Source organism: Flavobacterium luteum (genome assembly GCF_008806775.1).
Taxonomy (GTDB): Bacteria; Bacteroidota; Bacteroidia; order Flavobacteriales; family Flavobacteriaceae; genus Flavobacterium; species Flavobacterium luteum.
On sequence record NZ_WAEM01000003.1, the window covers coordinates 232,517 to 257,479 of the forward strand.

The 24,963-nt window shown below is 33.4% G+C and carries 18 protein-coding genes; 6 read left to right on the forward strand and 12 right to left on the reverse strand.

The features are described 5' to 3' along the window. Positions 1-4: 4 nt before the first annotated feature. From F6464_RS08270 to F6464_RS08280, 3 genes are read right to left on the reverse strand one after another with little or no spacing between them, the layout of a single operon-like run. A complete protein-coding gene (locus F6464_RS08270; protein WP_151107336.1) occupies positions 5-925 on the reverse strand; it encodes a geranylgeranylglycerol-phosphate geranylgeranyltransferase in 921 nt (306 codons plus the stop codon). A gap of 40 nt (positions 926-965) precedes the next feature. Then, positions 966-1,904: a mevalonate kinase family protein gene (locus tag F6464_RS08275; protein WP_151107337.1), complete on the reverse strand. Its 939-nt coding sequence runs from the start codon at positions 1,902-1,904 to the stop codon at positions 966-968. Between the two features lie 5 nt (positions 1,905-1,909). Further along, positions 1,910-3,001, reverse strand: a complete 1,092-nt coding sequence (locus F6464_RS08280) for a diphosphomevalonate/mevalonate 3,5-bisphosphate decarboxylase family protein (protein WP_151107338.1) — start codon at positions 2,999-3,001, stop codon at positions 1,910-1,912. A gap of 274 nt (positions 3,002-3,275) precedes the next feature. Here F6464_RS08280 and F6464_RS08285 point away from each other — a divergent pair, with 274 nt between their 5' ends. Together F6464_RS08285 and F6464_RS08290 are read left to right on the forward strand one after the other, a co-directional pair. Then, the gene (locus F6464_RS08285; protein WP_151107339.1) at positions 3,276-3,752 is read left to right on the forward strand and encodes a TspO/MBR family protein; all 477 of its coding nucleotides are present in this window, start codon (positions 3,276-3,278) and stop codon (positions 3,750-3,752) included. A gap of 241 nt (positions 3,753-3,993) precedes the next feature. Beyond that, entirely contained in the window at positions 3,994-4,800 is an 807-nt protein-coding gene (locus F6464_RS08290; RefSeq protein ID WP_151107340.1) for a hypothetical protein, read from the forward strand. Between the two features lie 259 nt (positions 4,801-5,059). Here the strand turns inward: F6464_RS08290 and F6464_RS08295 are convergent, their stop codons facing one another. Continuing rightward, positions 5,060-5,926: a winged helix-turn-helix domain-containing protein gene (locus F6464_RS08295; RefSeq protein WP_151107341.1), complete on the reverse strand. Its 867-nt coding sequence runs from the start codon at positions 5,924-5,926 to the stop codon at positions 5,060-5,062. 211 nt (positions 5,927-6,137) lie between these two features. On the opposite strand from F6464_RS08295, the gene F6464_RS08300 reads away from it, so the two are divergent. Further along, positions 6,138-6,671: a hypothetical protein gene (locus tag F6464_RS08300; RefSeq protein ID WP_225318050.1), complete on the forward strand. Its 534-nt coding sequence runs from the start codon at positions 6,138-6,140 to the stop codon at positions 6,669-6,671. A 64-nt stretch (positions 6,672-6,735) separates the two neighbouring features. Here the strand turns inward: F6464_RS08300 and F6464_RS08305 are convergent, their stop codons facing one another. From F6464_RS08305 to F6464_RS08340, 8 genes are all read right to left on the reverse strand, one after another. Further along, positions 6,736-7,950 carry a BaiN/RdsA family NAD(P)/FAD-dependent oxidoreductase gene (locus F6464_RS08305; RefSeq protein ID WP_151107343.1) on the reverse strand — a complete coding sequence of 405 codons (1,215 nt, stop codon included), beginning with the start codon at positions 7,948-7,950 and terminating at the stop codon, positions 6,736-6,738. An 82-nt stretch (positions 7,951-8,032) separates the two neighbouring features. Continuing rightward, positions 8,033-8,710, reverse strand: a complete 678-nt coding sequence (locus F6464_RS08310) for a glycerophosphodiester phosphodiesterase (protein WP_151107344.1) — start codon at positions 8,708-8,710, stop codon at positions 8,033-8,035. A gap of 77 nt (positions 8,711-8,787) precedes the next feature. Then, the gene (locus F6464_RS08315) at positions 8,788-10,452 is read right to left on the reverse strand and encodes an alpha-amylase family glycosyl hydrolase (protein ID WP_151107345.1); all 1,665 of its coding nucleotides are present in this window, start codon (positions 10,450-10,452) and stop codon (positions 8,788-8,790) included. A gap of 11 nt (positions 10,453-10,463) precedes the next feature. Beyond that, on the reverse strand, positions 10,464-12,860 hold the full coding sequence (locus F6464_RS08320; RefSeq protein WP_151107346.1) for a glycoside hydrolase family 31 protein: 2,397 nt from the start codon (positions 12,858-12,860) through the stop codon (positions 10,464-10,466). Between the two features lie 159 nt (positions 12,861-13,019). Next, a complete protein-coding gene (locus F6464_RS08325; protein WP_151107347.1) occupies positions 13,020-15,323 on the reverse strand; it encodes a glycoside hydrolase family 65 protein in 2,304 nt (767 codons plus the stop codon). Between the two features lie 34 nt (positions 15,324-15,357). Beyond that, the gene (pgmB, locus tag F6464_RS08330) at positions 15,358-16,017 is read right to left on the reverse strand and encodes a beta-phosphoglucomutase (protein WP_151107348.1); all 660 of its coding nucleotides are present in this window, start codon (positions 16,015-16,017) and stop codon (positions 15,358-15,360) included. 199 nt (positions 16,018-16,216) lie between these two features. Further along, positions 16,217-17,542, reverse strand: coding sequence for an MFS transporter (locus F6464_RS08335; RefSeq protein ID WP_191963340.1), 1,326 nt, complete (start codon positions 17,540-17,542; stop codon positions 16,217-16,219). Between the two features lie 167 nt (positions 17,543-17,709). Continuing rightward, complete coding sequence (locus tag F6464_RS08340; RefSeq protein ID WP_151107350.1) at positions 17,710-18,729, reverse strand: LacI family DNA-binding transcriptional regulator; 1,020 nt, start codon at positions 18,727-18,729, stop codon at positions 17,710-17,712. Between the two features lie 251 nt (positions 18,730-18,980). On the opposite strand from F6464_RS08340, the gene F6464_RS08345 reads away from it, so the two are divergent. From F6464_RS08345 to F6464_RS08355, 3 genes are read left to right on the forward strand one after another with little or no spacing between them, the layout of a single operon-like run. Beyond that, positions 18,981-22,088 (forward strand): SusC/RagA family TonB-linked outer membrane protein, encoded by a 3,108-nt coding sequence (locus tag F6464_RS08345; RefSeq protein WP_151107351.1) that lies wholly within the window; start codon positions 18,981-18,983, stop codon positions 22,086-22,088. A gap of 17 nt (positions 22,089-22,105) precedes the next feature. Continuing rightward, positions 22,106-23,743: a RagB/SusD family nutrient uptake outer membrane protein gene (locus F6464_RS08350; protein ID WP_151107352.1), complete on the forward strand. Its 1,638-nt coding sequence runs from the start codon at positions 22,106-22,108 to the stop codon at positions 23,741-23,743. 18 nt (positions 23,744-23,761) lie between these two features. After that, complete coding sequence (locus tag F6464_RS08355; protein ID WP_151107353.1) at positions 23,762-24,955, forward strand: cadherin repeat domain-containing protein; 1,194 nt, start codon at positions 23,762-23,764, stop codon at positions 24,953-24,955. The last annotated feature ends 8 nt before the right edge of the window (positions 24,956-24,963 follow it).

The following is a 24,963-nucleotide window of genomic DNA, read 5'->3' on the forward strand; positions in this document are numbered from 1 at the left end:
AATATCAAATAGTCATCAATAATTTTTTGCCATTCCACAACACACTAGGGTCTATGAGAACTATGCAAAAAACACCTGCAACAATAAGGAATTTTAAGGTATTATGAAGTTGTAAAAATTCCCCTTTTGTGGTTGATTTCCACAAACGTAATCCAAAAAAAATTAGAATAATAAAACAGACATAAAAATAAATATCCATATACCCCACATCAAAAATATTGATTAAAAAGTAAACAGGAATAATAGAAAGCAATAACAAAAATGTAATAATTCTTTTCGAGATTACTTCACCACGAACAATAGGAATAGTCTGATAATTATTAGCCAAATCGCCTTTGATGTTTTCTAAATCCTTTATCATTTCTCTAACTAGTAATAGTATAAACAAAAAAGTAGCATGAAAAAAAATGACTTCATAAAAATTTTTATAATACAAGAGAATCCCAAAAAATGGCAATACAGCCAGAAATGCGGCCATAAGATTACCAATCAAAGGGTATTTTTTTATCTTATGCGAATAAAACCAAATCAAGAAAATGTAAACAGAAAAGAAGATAAAAGCCCGACCAGAAACAAATAAAGCAATCAACGCCACAAAAAAATTAATGCCAAAATAAACCTGAAGCTTTGTTTTTTGGCTCACTAATCGATCCAAATGAGATTTATTTGGGCGATTAATTAAATCTTTTTTGCTATCATAAAAACTATTAATAATATAACCGGAAGCAATAGTTAAACTCGACGCAACAACTAATATAAAAAGATTAAAATCTAAAAGTACAGATAAAGCCCTTTTTTCAGGAGCCAGAATAAAAATAGCGGAAAGATATTGAGCCAAAGCAATAATAGGAATATTATATCCTCTAACTACCGAGAACAAACTGACAATTTTTAATACTAAAAGTTTGTTCTTTCTGTTTAACATGGAAGAAAAAAAGAATTAAAGTTTAAAAATAAAAACTTTTTTAGAATTGATAGACTACTTCCAATTTATACTCTTTTAGTGAAGCTTTTGCTTTTTCTAAATCTTCTGTAAAACCTAGAATATAACCACCACCGCCAGAGCCACATAATTTTAGGTAATAATCATTGGTGTCAATGCCTCGTTGCCAAATACCATGAAATTGTTCTGGAATCATGGGTTTAAAATTATTCAGAACTACTTTTGATAATTTTTTAGTGTTTTCAAACAAAGATTTCATGTCACCACCAAGAAAATTTTCTACGCAAGCATCAGTATGTTTAACGAATTGGTTTTTTAGCATGGCACGAAAACCTTTGTCTTTAAGATTTTCCATGAAAATATTTACCATTGGGGCCGTTTCGCCAACAATTCCAGAATCTAACAAAAATACGGCGCCTTTTCCATCTAAACTTTGTGTTGGGATTCCGGTTGCTTCAATATTGTCATTAGAATTAATTAAAATTGGAATGCTCAAATAGCTGTTTAAAGGATCTAAACCTGAACTTTTTCCGTGGAAAAAACTCTCCATTTGAGAAAATATATTTTTTAATTGTAGAAGTTTCTCACGAGTTAAATTCTCTAAAACCGTAATTTTATTTTGCGCATATTTATCGTAAATAGCGGCTACAAGTGCACCACTACTTCCTACACCATAGCCCTGTGGAATGCTAGAATCAAAATACATTCCAGTTTCAACATCGTTTTTTAAAGTATTGATATCGAAAGTAACTAATTGAGGTTGCTCGTTTTGCAAAGTCTCTAAATAGGAGACAAAACGTTTCAAACTTGCGTTCGATGCAATTGCTTCTGCTGAAGGATTTTCCTTTTTTTTCAGCGCACCATTATAAAAATTATAAGGAATTGATAAGCCCTTTGAGTCACGTATAATTCCGTATTCGCCAAAGAGTAATATTTTAGAGTAAAATAATGGTCCTTTCATATTTTTTAATTATCAATTATCAATTGAGCTCCAAAACCAATTTCATCACAAATGTAATGACCATTTTGACAATAGCCAACTAATTCGTCCTTAATAAATTGTAAAACTTTTTTGCAATCGTTTTTTGGGTACAATACATGCACATTAGCTCCGGCGTCAAGTGTAAAACAAACTGGTATTTTTGTTTCATTTCTAAACTTCCAAATCGCATTTATAATTTCCAATGTGTTAGGTTTCATCAAAATAAAATAAGGCATCGAAGTCATCATCATGGCATGTAATGTCAAAGCTTCACTTTCTACAATTTTGATGAATTCGTCAAGATTTCCGTTTTGAAGTATTATAGAAAGTTTATCTAAATTGTCATGCGCTTGAGCAAATCGCCTTTCGGCAAAAGGATGGTTGTGCATTAAATCATGTCCAACAGTACTCGAAACTTGCTTTTCGCCTTTATCCACAAGTAAAATAGTGTTTTGATAATTCCTGAAATTGTCATGAATGGTGTTCGGAAATTCGACTCCAAACAAATCAGAACTTCCTTTTGTATTGTTATGATTACCCCAAACCACAACACTACCTTTTACGCTTCTGCAAGCGCTTCCTGAGCCTAAACGCGCCAAGAAAGACGCTTTTTGATAGCAATAATCATCTGTCATTTCTGATTGCAATACTTTCTCTAAACTCATAAAATTCATTGCCAATGCCGCCATTCCTGATGCTGACGAAGCAATTCCGGAACTGTGCGGAAATGTGTTTTGGGTATCAATCGTAAAATGATAGTCTTTCAAAAATGGCAAATAGAGTTCTATTCGTTCCAGAAATTTTTCGATTTTTGGTTTGAAATCTTCTTTAGGTTTTCCTTCAAAAAGCAAATCAAAAGAGAAATTTCCGTTGTTTTCTTTTTTGTAAAAACCCATTTTAGTAATTGTTTTACAATGATTCAAAGTAAAACTTATTGATGGATTCGCTGGAATCTGATGCTCTTTTTTTCCCCAATATTTCACCAAAGCAATATTACTGGGTGCGCTCCATGTGAAGCTTCCTTGGTCTATAGAAGCAGAATAAGTTTCTGGAATAAAATCGTTTGCTGAAAACATGAATTGTAAAATTTATGCAAAGATACTTTTTTTGATTTATACGTTCTTTATTGTTCTCAAATTAAGTTTAAAACTATCTACATTAATCCATCTTTTTTTAAGCATATAAATATATTTACCGCAAATTCGCAAATTATTTTTGTAATGGCATTTTTTAATTTGCGAATTTGCGGTTTAATTTTTCGTTTTTGTCCAAACAGAATTTCAGTCTGCATAAATATAGTTCATTTGTAGAATCGCAATAAATTTGACTAAATTTGATAAAAATTGCATTATGAACAAATACGTAAAAATTCTAATTTTTGTCTTGACTTGTGTGGCTATAGGGTATATATCAGGAATGGTAACCCGTTCCAGCGTGTTAACTTGGTTTCCTACTTTAATAAAACCGAGTTTTAATCCTCCAAGTTGGGTATTTGCACCTGTTTGGAGTACCTTATACATCATGATGGGAATCGCGGCAGGTTTGGTTTGGAATCGCATTGATTTTGAACGAGAAGCCGTTAGAAAAGCTTTGAATTTTTTTGTAATTCAACTGGGATTGAATGCCTTGTGGTCGCTTTTGTTTTTTGGATTGCGAAACCCCATGTTGGCAGGTATCGAAATTATCTTGCTTTGGTTGATGATTTATGAAACCTACATTAAATTTGGAAAAATTGACAAAATTGCGGGCTATTTGTTTATTCCGTACTTGCTTTGGGTAAGTTTTGCCAGTGTTTTAAATATTAGTATTTGGTGGTTGAATAGGTAGTTTTTTAATCGAATTTGCCACAAAAGTTGAGACAATTTTTTCAAAATGAAAATTTTAACACAACTTTTCTGATTTTTTTTCAGTTTGAAAATTTTGTCACGGGTTTTGAAAGTTTATTAATATATTTGGGAAACATAGGTATTGATGTATATCAGACATATCTACCCAAAATAAGGGTGATAGGTCTGAAGATGTCAGTAATATATACAAGTTAGGCAACATTTTAAAAAAAAATACGGAAATGACAGGATTTATATTATTCATCATAATTATAACCTTAATTGTTTATTTCATTGGAAATAACAAATCGAAAAAGACTGTAAAAACGACGAGTATAAGCGTTCAACTAAAAAAATCAATTGAAAAGCCAACTGCAATCGATTTAAAAGAGGAAAAGTTGCTTTACAAAAATAGAGGAAATAAAACATTTGAAATAAAAGGTATGTTTTATCAGAACCTAAACCCGACAATTCATAATGGAGATTTTATAGGTTATGCAAAAACTGACAATAATTCCCACGATATGTATGCTGTAGAAATTTACAACAATGAAAACAAACTACTTGGCTATTTACCAAAAGGGAATAAAAGGCTTAACAATACATTGAATGAATGGCATAACGGAAAAGTAATAGTTTGGGGAGGACTTTCGTACGATGATTATGATGACAAATGGTATGGCGATGTTAATATCCCTATTGGACTTTCTGAAGATCAGTTAGAAAAAGTAGAACGGATTTTAAATCTGAAATCAGAAAACCAAAATCAGATAAACAAAAAAGAAAAATCAACCGAAAAATATTTTGAAATTTTAAATAGACATAGAGAAATAAGCAACCTACTGAGCGATTTAAAAAATCCAAAGGAATTTTATTATTCATTTCCTAAAAATCTTATGCCTTCAATTTCAAGTTATTTAGAAAAAGAAAAGAATTGGCTGAAACTTTTAGAATTAGAAAATCATCAAGATTTGATTTCTGAATTAAGTGAAAAGTATAAAGAAACGACTCTTAAAAGAATAGAAACGGCGAAAAAAAACGTTGCCTAACAACCGTTTTGAGCTAGCTGGAATTTAGTGGAATTACCATTTCGCATCAAGTTTTCGTTAAGCCGAAAATTGAGCGGTTACGAATTTCCAGCCATCTCAAAGCGGCAGAACGTTGAGCAAAATTCGCCAACGAATTTCACTCAACAGGCGAACTTCGCTCAACTCACGCTTTGAGCAAGCTCTAAAGCCTGCGCAAAGCTCGCCTGTTAATTCATTTTGTAAATCCACAAACTATTTCAATCCTAAGCAATTCTCCAACCTAACCCACTTCCAACTTATATCCCACACCATGACTATTCACAATGCGCACGGAGGAATCTTTATCTAATTTCTTGCGCAGTTTGGAGATAAACATGTCTAGACTTCGGGTTACGATGACCCCCTCATTTTCCCAGACTTCTTTTTGAAGTTCGTTGCGATCGATAATTACATTAGGAGAAGTAAAGAAAATATATAGCAATTTTGATTCTTTCACCGTTAACGGAATTTTTAAGCCGTCGTAGTACACAACGTGTTGTTTGTAGTGAAAATCGTATTTCCCTATATGAAGGGTTTCCCCCGTTGCACTCTTAGGGATTGGTTTCGTTTTCTTTTTATACCCAATTCTGAAAAGTAAAACCAGAAGCACCAGTATAATACTCCCAATAATTATTGTTTTATTCCTTGAGAAAATAGTTTTTTGCGGGATAAATTGCACGGCAATAGTATAACAACCTATAGGCAATTTGCGCCCCAAACACGAAATTATAGTTTCTTTAGCATGAGCATAATGTACAAAACCATAGACTACTTTCTTGGTCGAACAGGCTAAAACCTGCACCGCATAGTCCTTTGAGAAACTGCTTTGGTTGAGGTTGCGTTGCACAATGGCAACTAAAGAATCCGGTGTAATGGGCAACTGATTTTCAAACGTAATATGAAACTCCTTTGCAGCTATTTTTTGTATTGGCAAGACCTTAGAAGTCGAATCCTTGGAACTTCTGAGTAGTTCATCCCCAATTTTTCGCAATAGTATTTGGTTTTTTGGATTCTCATGAGCCGATTGTTGCTGAAAATCCACGTACAACAAAGCGACAAACAAAACCAATAATAAGGCGAGTAAAAGGAAAAGGTATTTTTGTTTCATTCTTCAAAAGTATTTTTTTATTAAACATCAAGCAGCGATTTACTAAAAATTTATACTTTTTTTACATTTCTTTTACACTAAAACATATTGTTGCAAGAACCAATGAAAGTATGTTTGTACTAATAATTTGAAAGTGACCAAAAACATATTATTAATTAAACATACAAGAAACATGAAAAAAATCATTTATGCGCTAATCTTACCGCTGGTTGTGTTAAGCGGACTGGTATTTATCTTCGCTCCATTCGCCTATGGCTCGGGTGATAATCGTGATATTAAAAATGAAACTTCAAAAAAGTCAATCCAAAAGTCTCTTTCTGCTGCGGAAAAGGAAGCTGAATTGAAAAAATGGGAGGCTAGCCCTGATGGTATACAATACAAAAAATGGGAAGCGTCTCCTACAGGTAAAAACGTGTATGCCAGTGCTACTAAAATAAGTAAGTCCATTAGGGATTATACCAATATGGAGGGAGTTGTAACCTCTCTTTCTCTTCCGTTGGGTTCAAGATTAGGTTTCGGACTGATGGTAAGGATTAATAGCGACGATTATATTCTTGCTTTTGGACCAGAAAAGTATAATGAATTTCAGCAATTGCATCGCCTGAAAGTGAACGACAAAATAATTATAAAAAGCCATAGCGTTTTGCAAGCGCCCAAGTATTCCTATCCAATAGTAGCGGGCGACTATGCAGAACGAGATAGTAAAATAATTTATAAACGGGCACCTCGCAAAGACGGTTGTTAAATAAATGCAGCATTTTTTTCATTTTGAAAATTTTGCCACAAAAGTTGAAAGAGCAATTAACTTATCAGTTGGTTATAGCACTAGCCACAATAAACCCACTCGTCCAAGCATTCTGAAAATTAAATCCGCCAGTAATGGCATCAATATTTACGATTTCTCCAGCGAAATAAAGATTTTGGTGTAGCTTGCTTTCCATGGTTTTAAAGTTAATTTCTTTTAAATCGATTCCGCCAGCGGTAACAAATTCTTCTTTAAATGTGCTTTTTCCGTTTACTTGAAAACTAGCATTGGTCAATTGATGAGCAATATTTTGCAATTGTATTTTCGATACATCTGCCCATTTTGTTTCTGTTTCAATGCCAGAGGCAAGTACTAAACTTTCCCACAAACGATTAGGAAGTTCAAAAGGAGATTTCTTTGAAACCGCTTTCTTCGCGTGTTCTTGTTTTATTTCTTTGAGAATTTTTTCAGTATCTTCGGCATCAACATCATTGAGCCAATTGACATAAATGGTAAACTGATAGTTTTTATCATTTAAAATTCGTGCACCCCAAGCAGAGAGTTTTAAAATCGCAGGTCCACTCATGCCCCAATGCGTAATTAATAAAGGTCCTGAGGAAACAAGTTTACTATCTTTTACTTTTACGGAGACATTTGCAGCAACTCCAGGTAATTCCTTTATTCTTGAATCTTTGATATTAAAAGTAAATAGGGAAGGGACTGGCGAAACGATGGCGTGACCAAAATTTTGTAGCATTTCCCATATTTTCGGGTTACTTCCTGTGGCTAGAATTAATGTTTCGGTGATATAGTTTTCGCTTTGGGTTTCAATTTTCCAAAAGCTATCTTTTTTGAATATCGATTGCACACTTTGTCCTGTCAGCACTTTAATTCCTAATTTTTGTGTGGCTTGTATAAAGCAATCAATAATAGTTTGCGATGAATTAGAAACGGGAAACATGCGTCCGTCGTCTTCAATTTTGAGCTCTACGCCATGTTTTTCGAACCATTCAATAGTATCGCCAGAACAAAACTGATGAAAAGGACCCCGCAATTCTTTTTCGCCGCGCGGATAAAACTTGACCAATTCATTAGGTTCAAAACAAGCATGAGTTACATTGCATCTTCCTCCACCAGAAATGCGAACTTTCTGTAACACTTCTGAACCACGTTCCAAAATAGCAACTTTGAGCTTAGGATTTTTCTCAACACTATTAATTGCTGTAAAAAAACCCGCTGCACCGCCACCAACAATAATAATATCGAAATTTTGATTCATTTTTTAAACCATTAAGAGAGTTAAGATTTATTAAGTTTAGCTTTATGTGAGTCTTGAGATATTTATATATGTAGGTTTAAAATCAAATCCTATCCGGAAAATCAGAAATGATTCCGTTTACATGGAATGATTTTATTTTTTCAATGTCTTCTATTTCATTAACGGTCCAGGAAAATACTTCAAAACCTTCATTTTGTATTTTTTTTGTATTTTCTTTGGTTAACAAATGAAAATACGGATGAATAGTTTCGGCTTTGATAAATTTGGCGAAAGCCACAGCTAAATCTAAATTAGTTTGGGTTAAAACGCCTATTGGAATTTTAGGATTCCACTTACGTAGTTCTTGCAATGCAGTCCAATCGAAACTTGAAACTATAAAATGACTGTAATCCCAATTTTTTTCTAAAACATATTCTTCAATTAAAGCAAGAACAGGTTTTGCTGTTCCTTTTCCTTTTAACTCAATATTTATAAGACATTGTTGGTTTACCAAATCAAAAACTTCTTGAAGTGAAGGGATTTTTTGTTCCTTTTCTATTTCAAAGCCATTCAATTTTAGCAAAGATAGTTCATTTACAAATCCTTTGCCGTTAGTGGTTCTATCAATAGTTTCATCGTGTATGACCATAATTGCTCCATCGGAACTCAGATGAACGTCTAGCTCAATGCCATCAACTCCTATGTCAATTGCTTTTTGAAAAGAAAGCAAAGTGTTTTCAGGCTCATACCCTTTTGCGCCACGATGTCCTAGGTTTAGCATTCTTTATTAAATTATGAAAGTGTAAACATAAAAAAACGCCTTCATTTCTAAGGGCGTTTGTGTCAATTTTATTTTTATTATTTTTTTAATTCTAATAGGACAAAGCCAAATTCGGAATCGATAATTACTTTTCCATTGGTAACAGTTGCTGATTTTCCGGAATAGGTGTCTTTTACATTAGCTCCATTTCTAAAAATGGTTCCTACAGTAATTTCTTTTATTCCTACAGGTAAATCTAAACCAATAACTACAGAATCATAATAGTTATTTTTTGTAAAAGTTCTACTGAATACATAAGGATTTGAAGAAATTTGAGAATGGATACCAGCTCCTACCGAAGGATGATTTCTTCTGAATTGACCCAATTTTTGCCAATGTAACAGTGTTTTTTGAGTCTCAGGATTAGATTGTAGGTCTTCCCAATTCATAAATGAGCGTAAAGTAGCATCTCCTTGAGTTCCTTCGATTGCCAAAGAGCGACCCGTTTCATCTCCGTAATACACCTGAGAAATCCCTGGAGAAAGCAATAATTTTGTGCCACTTTCTATGCTTTTTGTCCGTTTGGCATCGAAAGGACTTCCGTCGTCATGTGAAGACAAATAGTTTAAAACACTATAGCCTTTTAATTCATTATTAAGTTTGTTTGAATATTTTGAAAAGATGAATTCGTAATCTTTTTGTGCATCCCATTTGAATTCAAAATTTATCATGTTATTGAATCCGTTTTGATAATAGTTTATTTTTTTATCTCCAAAATCAAAAATTTGTCCACCGCTTATGCCGTAATTGTATACTTCGGCAATGGTATAAAAAGGATTATTGTCTAAAACTTTTGTCGGGTTGTTTTTTTTCCAATCAGCAAAAGCATAATCACATTGGGTTTTGAAATCGGCCCAAACCCCTTCTTCTGTATGTTTTACAGTATCTGCACGATAGCCGTCAATTCCAAATTCGGTAATATAATCAGTTAGCCATTTAATGATATAGTTTTTTGGCGTTCTTGGATATCCAGTTCTTTTAAAAAATTCATCTAATGAGGCCACTTCTTTGTCATATCTTCCTTCTTTTTTCCATTTTTCGATTAAGAAAGGCGGTAGTGATACTTCTTGTGTGCTTTCTGTTTTTACGTCTGGTAAATTAGCAACTAAAGTACAAGCGGTTGTATTTTGAAAACTTTTATAATCGCATTGTGGACCCGTTCGAACCCAATCATTTGGCCAAACAGGATCTATTGCTGTTACAGGTCCTGTATGATTGATGACACCATCTAAAACAATACGGATGTCTTTTGCATGTGCTTTTTGAACTAGTAAAGCTAAATCTTCTTTAGTACCAAAATTTGGGTCTAATGCTGTCCAATCTTTTGCCCAATACCCGTGAAAACCATAACTTAATCCGGTTCCTTCATCTACACCATCATAAATTTGTTCTACAATTGGGGTGAGCCAAATGGCACTTATTCCTAGTTTATCGAAATAACCTTCGTCAATTTTTTGTATAATACCTTTGATGTTTCCACCTTCAAAACCTCTTAATTTTCCAGCAGTTTTTGTACGGTTTAAATAAATTTCTTTTTTTGGATTCCCGTCTTTAAAACGATCAGTCATTAAAAAATATAAATTGGCTCCCTCCCAAACAAAAGTAGTTTTTGTTGTTTCTTTTATAGCACATTTTTTTGTTGATGAACAATTTGACAAAAAGAATACTAAAAACACAATGCTTATTTGAACTGCTTTTTTCATTGATTATATTTTTATTGAATTTGTAACGATACAATTGTTGTTTTATTTCTTACTATTTGAATAGGAACAACTATTTTAGAATCTTGAATAACATAGTTACTTTCTGCACCATTTATAGTAACACTTTTAATTTTATCATTCATATTATGCAGAATTAGAGAAACGCTTTTGTCAGCAGATAGATATGATTTTCCAGTTTCCGCATTTAAAGTAAGGGTAACCGTTTTTTCTTTGATGGATGATGCAAAATTTAAAATTTCGAATTCTCCTTTTTCAAAAGCATTAGCTGTTGTTCCATCATCATTGTATAACTTTCCGTTACTTGTAACTGTTTTTTCATCAAAATAATAGTGTAAGTCAAAAGCATTTAGTGAATATTTCGATGTGTTTTGTATTGTTTTAATCATTGGAATAAAGGCGCCACCACGAACAAAAACGGGAATATTATCAGCCGAAACTTGAATAGATGCAGTAGTTCCCCCTTCATGTTTCGTATCTGAATAAAAATCAAACCAATTGTTGTTTTCCGGAAAATATACTGAAGTACTTGTTACTGACGCTTTAGTTATAGGAGTAACTAAAAAATCATTGCCCCATAAATAAGAATCACAAGTGGTAACTAATTTTTGATTTTTAGGCTCTTCAAAAAATAAAGGGCGCATTAACGGCAGTCCTTTATTATTGTTTTCGAAAGCTAAAGTGTAATTGTATGGCAACATTTGATAACGCAATTCGATTTGTTTTTTAGCTTTAGCTTTAGTTACAATATCTTTGTAGACTGGTTCTGAAGCTACATCTTCTTGAGCGTGCGGACGATAAATGGGTTGAAAAACGCCATATTGCAACCATCGAATATACAATTCATTATCAAAATAATCTCCTGCAAAGCCTCCTAAATCTGAGTGCATATAGGACATGCCTTGCATTCCCATTTGTAAAGCAATTTCGGGTTGTGATTGCAAACCACCCCAAGTGCGACTCACATCGCCAGACCAAGGAATCATTCCATAATGCTGAGAACCAGAATAACCGGCACGCATTAAAATAAAAGGGCGAGTTTTAGGAAAATCAGTTTTATAGCCATCACTAATCATTTTTGCCCATGAATGCCCATATATATTGTGTACTTCATCAGCTGTTCCCTTAGCGGTAAGTGCTGCTGATGGAAAAACTTCGGGCTCTCCTAAATCGCCCCACCATCCTCCAATTCCTTGATTGATTAAGTCTTTATAAATATTCCAAAACCAAGTCTTCCCTTCGGGTTTAAATAGGTCTACAATTCCAGTATTCCCAAAATAGAAATCATAGGTAAAAGGATTGCCTACTTTGTCTGTTGCCAACACCTTTTTATCAACAGCCTCTTTCCATTTGTTAGAGGTGGTCAAAATAAAGGGTTCTGTAATAAGAACTGTTTTTACTCCTTTTGTATTTAAATCAGCAATCATTTTCTTTGGATTGGAAAAATTATCTTTGTCCCAATCTAAATTCCCCATGGTGCCTTGAACCGTTTTTCCGAACCAATATAAGTCTAAAATAATGGCATCAACAGGAATTTCATCTTTTATAAACTTATCAATTGTTTTTGTTACTTCATCTTGGTTGTGATATCCAAAACGACTTGATAAATTCCCTAAAGCCCAACGAGGCACTAATGGTTGTCTACCTGAAAGGGAAGTATAATTTGAAATTAAATTACCCCAAGATTCACCAGCAATTACTTGGTATGTTTTTCTGCCAGAAATGGTTTCGTAGATTAAAGTATTGTCTTTTTTACTATCTAAATCCAAGTAGCCAATAGGAGCATTGTCAAAATGAATAGCATAAATTTTTGAGGAGAGTACTAACGGAATTGAGAAGTTCATTTTTTTTGAGTACGTTTCATAACCATAATCGGCTTGATTGTACAATTGCAAACGATTGCCACGACGGTTCATGCCTAAAGCTCGAGCTCCAGCACCAAAAAGGGCTTCGGTGTTGTCTAAATTGAATTCTAAAGTTTCTATTGCTGATGTGTCTTTTGTGTCTGTATTTGTTTTTTTAACAAACCCATTTTTTTCGGATATTAATAAATTGTTTTTATAGAAATAAGAAATTTGAAAAGGACTTTTTTGAATAGAAACAATTATACCTGATGTTGAACAAACTATAGCGTTTTTGGTTTGTTTTATTTTTAAGCTAACTTTTTCTGGAGTTAAAACTACAGCATGTGAATTTGGATTGAATACTTCTCCAGTTGGAATAAAACTAGTTTCTATAATTTGATTGGAATACGGTTTTATATGGTACTTCCCGTCAGAGGTATTAATTTCAAGTAGATTTTTTTTAAAAGTACAATTTACAAACTTCCGATTTGCATTTTGCGCAAACGAAAGAACGGAAATCAGAAGTAGAACAACTATTTTTTTCATGTTTTGTTATTATTTAGTTCTACTTGAAATTTTTTTAAGTGCATACCACAAGAAAGAAACATAAAATTACTTATTATAAATTCTATGTTTCTCTGTAGTATCAATTAATTTCAAGTTCACTTTTATTAGATGACTCGAGATTAAGTTTAAAATTGAAAATTAAACGGTTACCAAGTTATTTGGTTCGACAAGAACAGCTATTCCGTTTACAAAAACAGTCAATTCTTTAGCCCCTTCAAGTGAAAATTGAGTATCGTTATGATTAATAGAAACTTTTAATATTTGGTTTCTAAAATTAATTTTGAAAGAATAACCATTCCATTCTTTTGGTATTTTTGGAGAAAAATGAAGTGCATCATTTTTTACTCTCATACCTCCAAATCCTTCTACAATACTCATCCAAGTTCCAGCCATTGAGGTAATGTGACAGCCTTCTTCTACCTCTTTGTTATAGTCATCAAGATCTAAACGAGAAGTTCTTAAATAGAACGTATAAGCCATTTCCATTTTATCTAAAACTGCTGCTTGAATAGAGTGTACACAAGGCGAAAGTGAACTTTCGTGAACAGTAAACGATTCGTAGAATTCGAAATTGCGATTTAACTCCTCTTTTGTAAAATGATCTTCAAAGAAATAAAAGCATTGTAAAACATCGGCTTGTTTTATGTATGGCGAACGCAAAATTCTATCCCAAGACCATTTTTGATTAATTGGTCTTTGAGTTTTATCCAAATCGGCAACTCTAACCAATTCTTTATCTAAGAAGCCGTCTTGTTGTAAGTAAACATTAAGTTCTTCAGAAAATGGGAAGTACATGTTATCAGCTACTTTTTTCCAAGATTGTAATTCGGCATCCGTAATCTTTACTTTTTCGGTAATTCTTTTATGATCTGAAGGGTATTCTATAGAAACTTTCTGAATTTGTTCGAAAGTATAATTTAAACACCATTTTGCGATATAATTCGTATAAAAATTATTGTTTACGTTGTTTTCGTATTCGTTTGGTCCCGTAACACCAAGAATCATATACTTGTTTTTATGGGTAGAGAAATTGGCTCTTTGATGCCAAAAACGTGCAATTCCTATTAAAACTTCTAGTCCTTTTTCGGGAATATAGGAATAATCACCAGTAAAACGGTAGTAATTAAAAATGGCAAAAGCTATGGCTCCGTTTCTGTGAATTTCTTCAAAAGTAATTTCCCATTCGTTATGACATTCTTCACCATTCATCGTTACCATTGGATACAAAGCCGCTCCGTTTGAAAACCCTAATTTTGCTGCATTTTCGATTGCTTTATCTAATTGATTGTAACGATAAGCTAACAAATTCCGAGCTACTTGTTGGTCTTTAGTCGCCATATAAAACGGGATACAATAGGCTTCAGTGTCCCAATAAGTCGAGCCACCATATTTTTCTCCAGTAAATCCTTTTGGACCAATATTCAATCGAGAATCTTTACCTAAATAAGTTTGGTTCAATTGAAAAATATTGAAACGAATTCCCTGTTGAGCTTTTACGTCTCCATCTATAGTGATGTCTGACATTTCCCATATTTTTGCCCAAGACACTATTTGATCTTGCAACAATTGATCATATCCTTTTGTTGATGCGGCTTGGATTGCATTTTCAGCACCAAGTTGCGTATTTTCATGATTTAAAGAAACAGTATAACCACCAATTTTTTCTATTGCTGATGTTTCTCCTTTAGCTACCGCAACTGTATAGATGAATTGTATTTTTTCTTTATTGGACTCAATATTCTCTGTTGTAATTTTTAAATCTGTTCCGTTAGATAAAATACTGTTTTGCATGAACGTAGTTGCTATAAAATGCGTTTTAAACGTTCTTGCAGTTACAAATGCTTTGTTTTCAGAATGTTTAACATCTAATGGTTCCCAAAATTTTTCTTCCCAATTGGCATCTTCATTGGTTACACCTGCATCAATATAAGGTTTGTAGACTATTTTTGAGTCTCTATTTAATGGAGTAATTTCATATTTAATAACTCCAACTTCATCTAAATTTAGTGAAAGGAAACGACGAACATTAACGCTAATCTCAGTTCCGTTTTTTAATGTAGCTTCAAAAGAGCGATTGTACCAACCTTCTTTCATGTTAAGTTCTCTACGATAGTTTTTAACCGATGAACAAGCATTCAAATCTAAATTTTCACCGTTAATCTCTATATCAATACCAATCCAGTTGGGTGCATTTAACACTTTCGCAAAATATTCTGGATAGCCATTTTTCCACCAGCCAACTTTAGTTTTGTCTGGATAATATATTCCTGCAATATAGCTTCCCTGAAAAGTTTCCCCACTATAATGTTCTTCAAAATTTGCTCGTTGTCCCATAGCACCGTTCCCAATGCTGAAAAGACTCTCAGACGATTTTATGCTCTCTACATCAAATCCCTCCTCAATGATGGACCAATTGTCAGCTTTAATATAATCTTGGTTCATTTCTTTTTTTTTATGCGTTATTAAATGTTGTGATTTAGTTGTTTATTAATTGATCGATAAAACTAGTTTCTATTGATGTAAAATCATGGAAAATATGATTTGCTTCATGCAAAACGCTTTTTTCGCCTATACCAATACTCTTCATATGAGCTATATTAGCAGCTTGAACACCAGCCACAGAATCTTCAAAAACTATTGAATCTTCATTTGAAGCACCCAGCAATTGTGCTGCTCTAATAAAAACCTCAGGATCAGGTTTTGCATTAGAAACATCATTTCCGTCTACAATAGCATCGAAATAATCAAGTATTCCCGTTTTTTCAAGAATGGGCCTTGCATTTTTACTGGCAGAACCTAAAGCAATTTTTTGATGGTTGGCTTTTAAATATTTTAAAACAGGCATTACACCTGGTAATATTTCACTTTCGTCCATATCTACTAGATAGGACAAGTAATCTTCATTTTTTTGAATGAGCCAATTGTTTTTATCCTGTTGTGAGGCTTCAATTTTTCCTAATTCTAAAATAATATCAAGAGAGCGCACTCGGCTTACTCCTTTTAATAATTCGTTATGCTCATGAGTAAAATCGATGTCCAATTGATTGGCAATTTTTTTCCATGCTAAATAATGATACTTAGCAGTGTCAACAATTACGCCATCTAAATCGAAAATAAATGCTTTAACCTTTTTCATTTTATTTATATAATATTTTTCAGATTCAAAATTAGTTTAAAACTCTTTATTTGTTTTCATGATTTAAAGCTATCTATAAAGTTTTACTATTACAGTAGAATTAATAATAAATTACTTAGTTGTTAATAAAATATTAAGTGTGTGATTGCTAATAATTCAATTCTCGTAAAGAAATTTTTAAAATATTTTATTTCTTTTTTTATTCAGATGTTTTTTCTTTTACTAAAAACACCGCTAGTCCAGCTATTAGCATTGATACTCCAGCAATAACAATAATTACCATTGGGTTTCCTCCAAAAGCGGCAATTAAAGTGCTTCCTAAGATTCCTGCGGCAATTTGGGGTAAAGTAATCGTGGCATTAAATAATCCCATATATACACCCATTTTATCTGCTGGAAGTGAGCCCGAAAGCATGGCATAAGGCATAGCTAATATTGCAGCCCAAGCCAAGCCAACACCAGATATGGACAATAATAAAATGTTTTTGTCATGAACTAAAAACATTGACATTAAACCTAGTCCGCCAAGAAATAAAGAAAAGCTATAGGTCTTTTTTCTTCCAATAGATTTTGCTATTTTCGGAATTAACAATGAATATAATGCCGCTACAGCACTATAAAAAGCAAATAAAACGCCAGTCCAATCTCCAGCTTCGTTAAAGCCTATCGATTTTGCATCTATAGCTTCAGGACCCCACACTTGATTAGCGATTGCTCTTGTGGTATATACCCACATTAAAAACAAAGCAAACCAAGAGAAAAACTGTACAAATCCTAGTTGCCAAAATATTTTAGGAGCATTTCCAATTAACTTAAAAACACTTGTTTTTTCTGTAGTTTCTTTAGCTTCTAATTCAATATTGTTATATAATGCGTGCTCTTTAGGAGCATATTCTTTAGTTCTAAAAACCGTCCAGAGTACACTAACCAGTAAAATTGCACCTCCTATGTAGAATGACCAAATTACTGAAGCAGCCACTTTTTCTCCTTCAGCCGGAACGTTTGCAACTCCAATATTTGTTAATATCCAAGGGAGTAACGAGCCAAACACGGCACCAAAATTTATTAAAGCACTTTGAAGAGAATAGCCTAAGTTGCGCTGATCGTCATTTACCATGTCGCCTACAAGAGCTCTAAAAGGTTGCATGGTTACATTAAAGGATGTATCCATTAATAATAACATGGTGGCGCCAAAAGCTAAAGGAGGTAATAGGTAGGTAAAATATTCGGCATTTGGCATAAAAAACATTGCCAAAGCCGAAACGATTGCGCCGCCAAAAATAAAAGGAATTCTTCGGCCAAGCCGTGTCCAAGTTTTATCGCTAGAGAGTCCTATTATAGGCTGAACTATTAATCCAGCTAAAGGGGCTGCAAGCCAAAAATAGCCTATACTATGTACATCAGCACCTAAAGCTTCTAATATTCTACTGGTATTTCCATTTTGTAGAGAATACCCGATTTGAACTCCTAAGAATCCAAAACTTAGATTCCAAATTTGCCAGAAATTTAATTTTGGTTTTTCCATTATCGTATTGTAATTGATTAGATACGATAAGCACCATGCTTATCAAAACTTATTTTTATTTTCGAAGTAAAATATGAGCTTTGATATGCGGTAAAAGTAATAATTTATTTTAATTGATGAATTTTAATTTTAAAATTATTGTTAAAAAGTTGTTTTATTTTAAAAAATTAAATTGTTGATTCTCTCTCCACAAGATTCGTTTCAATAACTTCTGTCTTGTAATGCTCCTCATCTTCATCCTCGTTTTCTAGTCTATCTATGAGCATAGTTGCGGCTTTTTCGCCCATTTTTATTTCATTTTGACTCACCGTTGTAATGCTTGGCGAGGAGTACTTAGAAATCATGCCGTCTGTGAACCCTATGATTGATATATCTTCAGGAACTTTCAAATTTAATTTTTTAGCTAATTTAATGGCGGTTACTGCAAATAATTCGTTTACAGCGAATATAGCATCAAAAGAATTTTTAAGCAGTAATGCTTCTATTTGACCCGAACAATTGTCCATATCTTCAACTTTAAGAATAAATTCCTCATCGATTGGAATGTTGTTGCTCCTTAAGGCTTTAAGATATCCGTCAGTTCTCAATTTACCAACACTTACATAGTCAACTGTAGAGATTAGCGCAATTTTTTTAAAGCCTTTGTTAATTAAAAACTGAACCGCTTCAAAAGCAGCTAAATTGTCATCAATAATCACTTTATCACATAAAATATCATTGGCAACTCTGTCAAACATCACCACTGGCATCCCTTGACTGATTACTTCACTAATGTGGTGAAAATCTTTTTTTAATTGCGTTTCTTTAGACAAAGACATGATAAATCCATCAATACTTCCGTTAGCTAACATTTCCATATTTATGACTTCTTTATCAAAAGATTCGTCTGATAAACATACGATAACATTATAGCCTTTTTCATTAGCAACGCGCTCTATACCACTAATTACAGTTGCAAAAAAATGATGAATAATCTCCGGAATAATAACACAAATCGTTTTTGTTTTTCTATTCTTTAAGCTTAAAGCAATTAAATTGGGCTTGTAGTTGTATAATTTTGCAAAAGCACGAACTTTTTGCCTTGTGTCTTCGCTTATCTCTGGACTGTCTTTAAGTGATTTTGAAACAGTAGAAATAGAAACGTCTAATTCTTTTGCAATTTGTTTTAAAGTAACTTTTCTTTTCATTTGGTAGGGATAAATTTTTACGAAGTGCTTATAATATGATAAATAGTAATATGCGAAGATAGTTAAATTATAATTTCATAAAATTCAATTTTAGCCTTAAAAATATATAAAATTCAGAAAGTTTTCAACACTATTACGTTTTCGTACTTTTTTTAGCAGCAGTTTTTTTTTGTGAAGTGAATTTTATATTAAATTTAACGATTCGAAGTAAAATATAAGCACAAAACTAATTCCTAACCTAAACAAAATGTATGAAAACAATTTACAAAAAGTTGTTATTTTTATTCGTATTCCTTCCTTTTAGCATTCTGGCTCAAAGTAGTTTGGAGGGTACGGTTGTAGATTCTAAATCGAAACAGCCTATACCTGGCGTAAATGTCATTATTAAAGGTACTCCAAATGGTACTTCAACTGATTTCGATGGCAAATTTAAATTGCCAAAAATAAATAAAGGTGATGTTGTTGTATTCTCTTACATTGGTTATGTGAATCAAACTATAACTTTTACTTCTCAAAAAGCGGTAACTATTGGCTTAGACGAAGAGTCAAACCAATTGAATGAAGTGGTTATTCAAGTAGGATACGGTTCTGCAAAGAAAAAAGATGCTACTGGATCTGTTGCATTGGTAACTTCTAAAGACTTTAATAAAGGAGCAATTGTGTCAACCGATCAATTGTTGGCAGGTAAGGCTGCTGGTGTTAGAATTACAAACGGCGGCGGTGCACCCGATCAAAAACCGCAAATTTTAATACGTGGAGGTGCTTCATTGGTGGCTTCAAACGACCCATTGATTATTATTGACGGAGTTCCGATTAGTGATACAGGTACCAATCCATGGAATTTAATTAATCCAAATGATGTAGAAAGTTTTTCGATTTTGAAAGATGCCTCTGCAACTGCAATATATGGTGTAAGAGCTTCAAATGGGGTGATTCTTATTACAACAAAAAAAGGAACAGCTGGAGCTCCCCAATTTAATTATTCAGCCAATATTTCTGTGGGAAAAATAACTAAAGCATTAGATGTTATGAATGCTGCTGATTTCGTTAAGTTTATTCAACAATATCATCCTGACAGAACAAATAGCCTTGGTATTGATGACCCAAATGTAAATGACAATCCTGCAACAACTGATATCAATGAAGGGTTAGACAATCCATCAACCCCAGAAATTGAAGGTAGAATATTGAGTGATACCAATTGGCAAAACCAAGTTTTTAGAACTTCAATAAATACTGACCACACTTTTAGTGCTAGAGCCAATTTATATAAGAAAATACCATTCAGAGCTTCGGTTGGATATACTAGTGCACAAGGGCTTATAAAAAATAACGATTACGAAAGATTGTCTTATTCATTTAAAATGACCCCAAAATTTTTGAATGATAATTTGAAAGTTGATATTAATGCTAAAGGAAACTCTACTTATAAAAATGGTGGAAATGAAGGAGCTATTGGCGCTGCTTTGTCAATGGATCCAACAAAACCGGTTTATGGTCCTTCCTTTAATAATAAGTTTGGAGGATATTATCAACAGACAGAGATAACAGGCGCATTTAACAGAGATCAAAAAATTGGAGCGGATAATCCATTAGCTATTTTAGAACAGAGAAATGGAATTGATAGAGCTTTGCGATTTCTAGGGAATATAGAGTTTGATTACAAGATTCCTTTTTTAAGAGATTTAAGAGCTGTAGCAAATTTCGGATTAGATGCTACACAATCTAGATATAGAGAAACTTTTGCCGAAAATGCAATTGCTACCTATACTTTCAATCAAGGAACCGATCCAAATACTAATTACCTTTTTAATCCAGGTCTATCAAGTTTTAATAGGAATACTGAAACCAATACAACAATGGATACCTATTTAGTTTATTCTAAATCACTAACTGGTTTTATTAGAAAGGTTGATGGCCAGGCAGGATATTCGTATCAAAATTTTAAATTTGATGGGAATTCACTTTCATTTCGAAATGATCCTAATACAGGAATTAGAGAAACTTTTATATCAAATGCAAATAACCCAGACAACAGGTATTACTCTCCGTTAAATCTTCAAGCCTTTTTCGCTAGAGGTAATGTGGATGTTTTAGGCAAATATTTGTTTACGGCTACTTTCAGAGCCGATGCCTCTTCCTTGTTTACAGAAGAAAATAGATGGGGTTATTTCCCTGCTGTTGGTGCAGCTTGGAAAATAAAAGAAGAAAAATTTCTTGTAAATTCTAACGTGATTCAGGATTTGAAATTGAGAGTTGGTTGGGGTAAAACAGGTCAGGCGAATTTTGCTAATAATGCTGGATATTTTCCTTCAAGACTCTATTACCAGCTAGCGGGTGCTAGTGATCAATATTTAGAAGGAATAGATATTTATACCACTAAACCTTATAATGCTGATTTAACTTGGGAGAAAACAGGCACCTACAACCTTGGATTGGATTTTGAATTTTTCAAGAACAGTATAGTGTCAGGGAGCTTTGATGTATATACCCGTAAAACTACAGATTTATTAGCAGTAATAACTACTGTAGCAGGTCAAGGGACTGGTGCAACTGTAAATATTACAAATAGTGGATCAATAGATAGTAAGGGGTTTGAGTCTACATTAAATGTTAAAGTCATAAACACTGATAATTTTTCTTTGAGTGTAGGAGGTAATATTGCTTATGCCATTAATAAAGTTGTTGATTTAGCAGGAAGAACTGAAATTGGCGGATCTGGTATAGGTAGCAATACCTATAGTACGTACGATGTGGTGGGACGTCAAAGACAGGAGGCTTATGTATACAAACAAATTTATGATGCAAGTGGGAAGCCAATTGTAGGAGCTTATGAGGACCTCAATAATGATGGTACAATTACGCTTGCGGACAGGTATTTGAAGCCCGTTGTGCCTAATTGGACCTACGGATTTAATACTAATATAGTATATAAAAACTGGGATTTAGCTGCCAACTTTAGAGGTCAAATAGGGGGTCAGATTTACAATCAAAATTCTATAGATCGAGGTTTTATAGATGCAGCCGCTCCTCCTTCACAACAATCAGTTTTAAATAACGTTTTAAATTTTTACAACGGAAGCGCCAATCCAGACTTTAAAAATTTCACCGCATCTGAAACTTCTCTCTCTGATTATTTTTTAGAAGATGCTACATTTTTGCGTTGTGATAACATTTCTTTAGGATACAAGTTTCTTAAATTTGTAGGAAAATCATCTTTAAGAGTAAGTGGTGCCATAAATAATGCTTTTTTAATTACTAGTTATTCAGGTCAAGATCCTGAAAGTAATTCAGGTAGAGATGGTAGTTTATATCCAAGACCTAGAACCTATACCTTTGGTGTAAGTCTTGATTTTTAATTTTATAAAATGATATTATGAAAAATATTAAGTTAAATAGTTTAGGACTTTTATTAAGTTTAGTACTAATAAGCAGTTGTACAGATGATTTGAATACAGAAAATAAAATAGATTTATCACCTGATCAAGTAAAAGGTGGTGGTAGTGCATTTATTATTGGATCTATGTCTAAAGTTTACAGTACGTTTGCTTTATCGGGATCTAATGGACCCGGAAGTACTGATACTCCTGGTGATGATGCGGGGGAATCTCCATTCTTGAGAGGGATTATCAACTTAGAAGATTTTACCGCTGATGGTATGAAAAACCGTTGGGGTGATAATGGATTAGACCAATTAACCACTACAGCAAACTGGGATGAAAACAACAAGTTTTTTAGATATGTGTACAATCGTGTATATTATACCGTACCACAAGCTAACAGATTGATAGACATAATAAAAAAAGAACCTGACTTACCTAATAAAGAACGGTTGATAAGTGAAATGCGATTTTTGCGCTCACTCGCTTATTTTTATTTAATTGATTGTTTTGGAAAGGGTACCTTATTAACCGAAGCCGATTTGGGAGTCACAGAGCCTAAAAGCGAATCAACCAGAAGAGAGTTATTTAAATTTGTCACCGATGAACTTACTGATATTTGCGATGCAGAATTGACTTCAAGTGCAGATAAACTATTGCCGTTTACAAATACGTATGGACGGGCAAACAGAAGTGTAGCCAGAATGTTATTAGCTAAATTGTATTTGAATGCAGAGGTCTATATAGGAGAAAACAAATATGCTCAGGCTTATAAGTACTCAAAATTAGTAATTGATGAAGGAGGGTATAAATTGGCAGATAGTTTTAGAAGTTTATTTTGCAGAGATAATAATGTTACGGATGCCAAAAATGAAATCATTTATCCTTTAATCGCAGATCCAATAACAAGCCAGAGTTATGGTAATACTACTTATTTAATCAACGGAAGCCTTAGTTCTGCTACAATGGACCCTACAGTTTTTGGAAATCCAGGGGGTGATAGTAATGCTTGGGGAGGACATCGAGCTACAAAAGCATGGTATGGATTGTTTGCAAATAGCGCACAAGGATTGGCAGAATCTTCTGACGATAGAGCAAGACTTTTTTATACAAATTATAACTCTACAGATCTTTCAAAAATACATAATTATGAGATGAATGATTATAAAAAGTGGGTTGATGGTTTTCCTTCTATAAAATTTGTAAACACTAATTTTTCAGGAATCCCAGTGAGTCCAGTACTTTTTGCAGGAACCGATTTTCCTTTGTATCGATTAGGAGATGCCTATTTGATGGTAGCAGAAAGTATTTTAAGAGGTGGTGGTGGAACAGCTGAGGATGCATTATTTTATGTAAATGCAATAAGAACTCGATCTAACGCTTCACCTATAACTTCAGGGGAGTTAACTCTTGATTTCATTCTTGACGAAAGAGCTAGAGAACTCAATTTTGAAGGTCACAGACGAACTGATTTAATTCGTTATGGCAAATTTACTGGAGGAAGTTACCTATGGCCTTGGAAGGGTGGAGTTAAAGATGGTAATTCTATACCATCTCACTATGATTTGTTTCCAATTCCTTTGAAAGCCATTCAAGCAAATCCAAAGTTAACTCAAAACTCAGGTTATAATTAATATTTAATTTTTGAATAAATGAAAAATATTTTAAAAACAACAATTTTTGTATTTTTACTTATATCCTTTGTCTCTTGTACAAATGATAAAGAGCCCGTGGCTGTATTGAATGGGTTTGAATTGCGTGATGTTTCTGAATCTACACCACCAAGTGTTTTGTTGCAGGACAATGAGAGTCAAACTTTTATTGATTTAGAATGGGACAGGGCTGATTATGGCGTTCCAACTGGAAACACAGGAACAACAGGTCTTGTCTACAATATAATTGTTAAAGATAGAGATAATACTGACCCTACCAAAGGTATAGTGAAGTCTGTAATATCAAGAACGGTTACAGATAGTACGTTAACAGTAAAACAATTTAATTCGTTATTAAGCGGACTATCAACATTTAGATGTAGTCCTATGAATGTTGAAATAACGATAGAGTCGGTACTTGGAAACGTACCAGGTAATCAACTCATTCAAAAGTCATCCCCAATTATGCTTACTGTAACAGGTTATTCTTTACAACCAAAGACATTAGCTTTTGTAAAAGAGGGAAGTTTACCAGCAACAGCTCCAAAAATTATTTCTTCTAGTTCCCAAATAATTAATGATTTCCAAGGTTATATGTATTTAGAAGCAGGAGATTATAAGTTTTATCAGCCTGATTCCTGCAGGGATTATTCAGGAGCGGCAGTTTATGGCGCAGATCCAGGCGGAGTACTTGTTCTAGGAGGTGGAACTAACATTAGCATAGCTACAGCAGGATATTATTTTGTTACTGCCGATTTAACTCCTGGTGGGTTGAAATATGCGGTGCAGTTTTACAAGGCCTTTGGTATTTTTGGTTTAGCAGTAAGAAACAATCCGGGATCTCTTAATATGATTCCTATGACTGCTGATGGTAATAGTAACATTTGGACAATAACAATAGATTTATTTAAAGGAAGAGTTGTTAAATTCAAATCGAATGATTGGACAGCTCCTTTAGATAATTTGGGTGGTGTTCGTTCAACAGATGCAAACACTAAACTCATTTCTACATTAGGAGGTGTAGGAACTACTATCACTAATGTTGAAATACCTTTAGCTGATTTTGGCACTGGATTACCAGGTGCAGATATAAAAATACCTGGAACTAGTGATGGTACTAAACAGAAATACAAAATCACCATTGATGTAAGTAAACCTAGAAACTATACTTATAAATTAGAATTGGTAGAATAAGGATTACC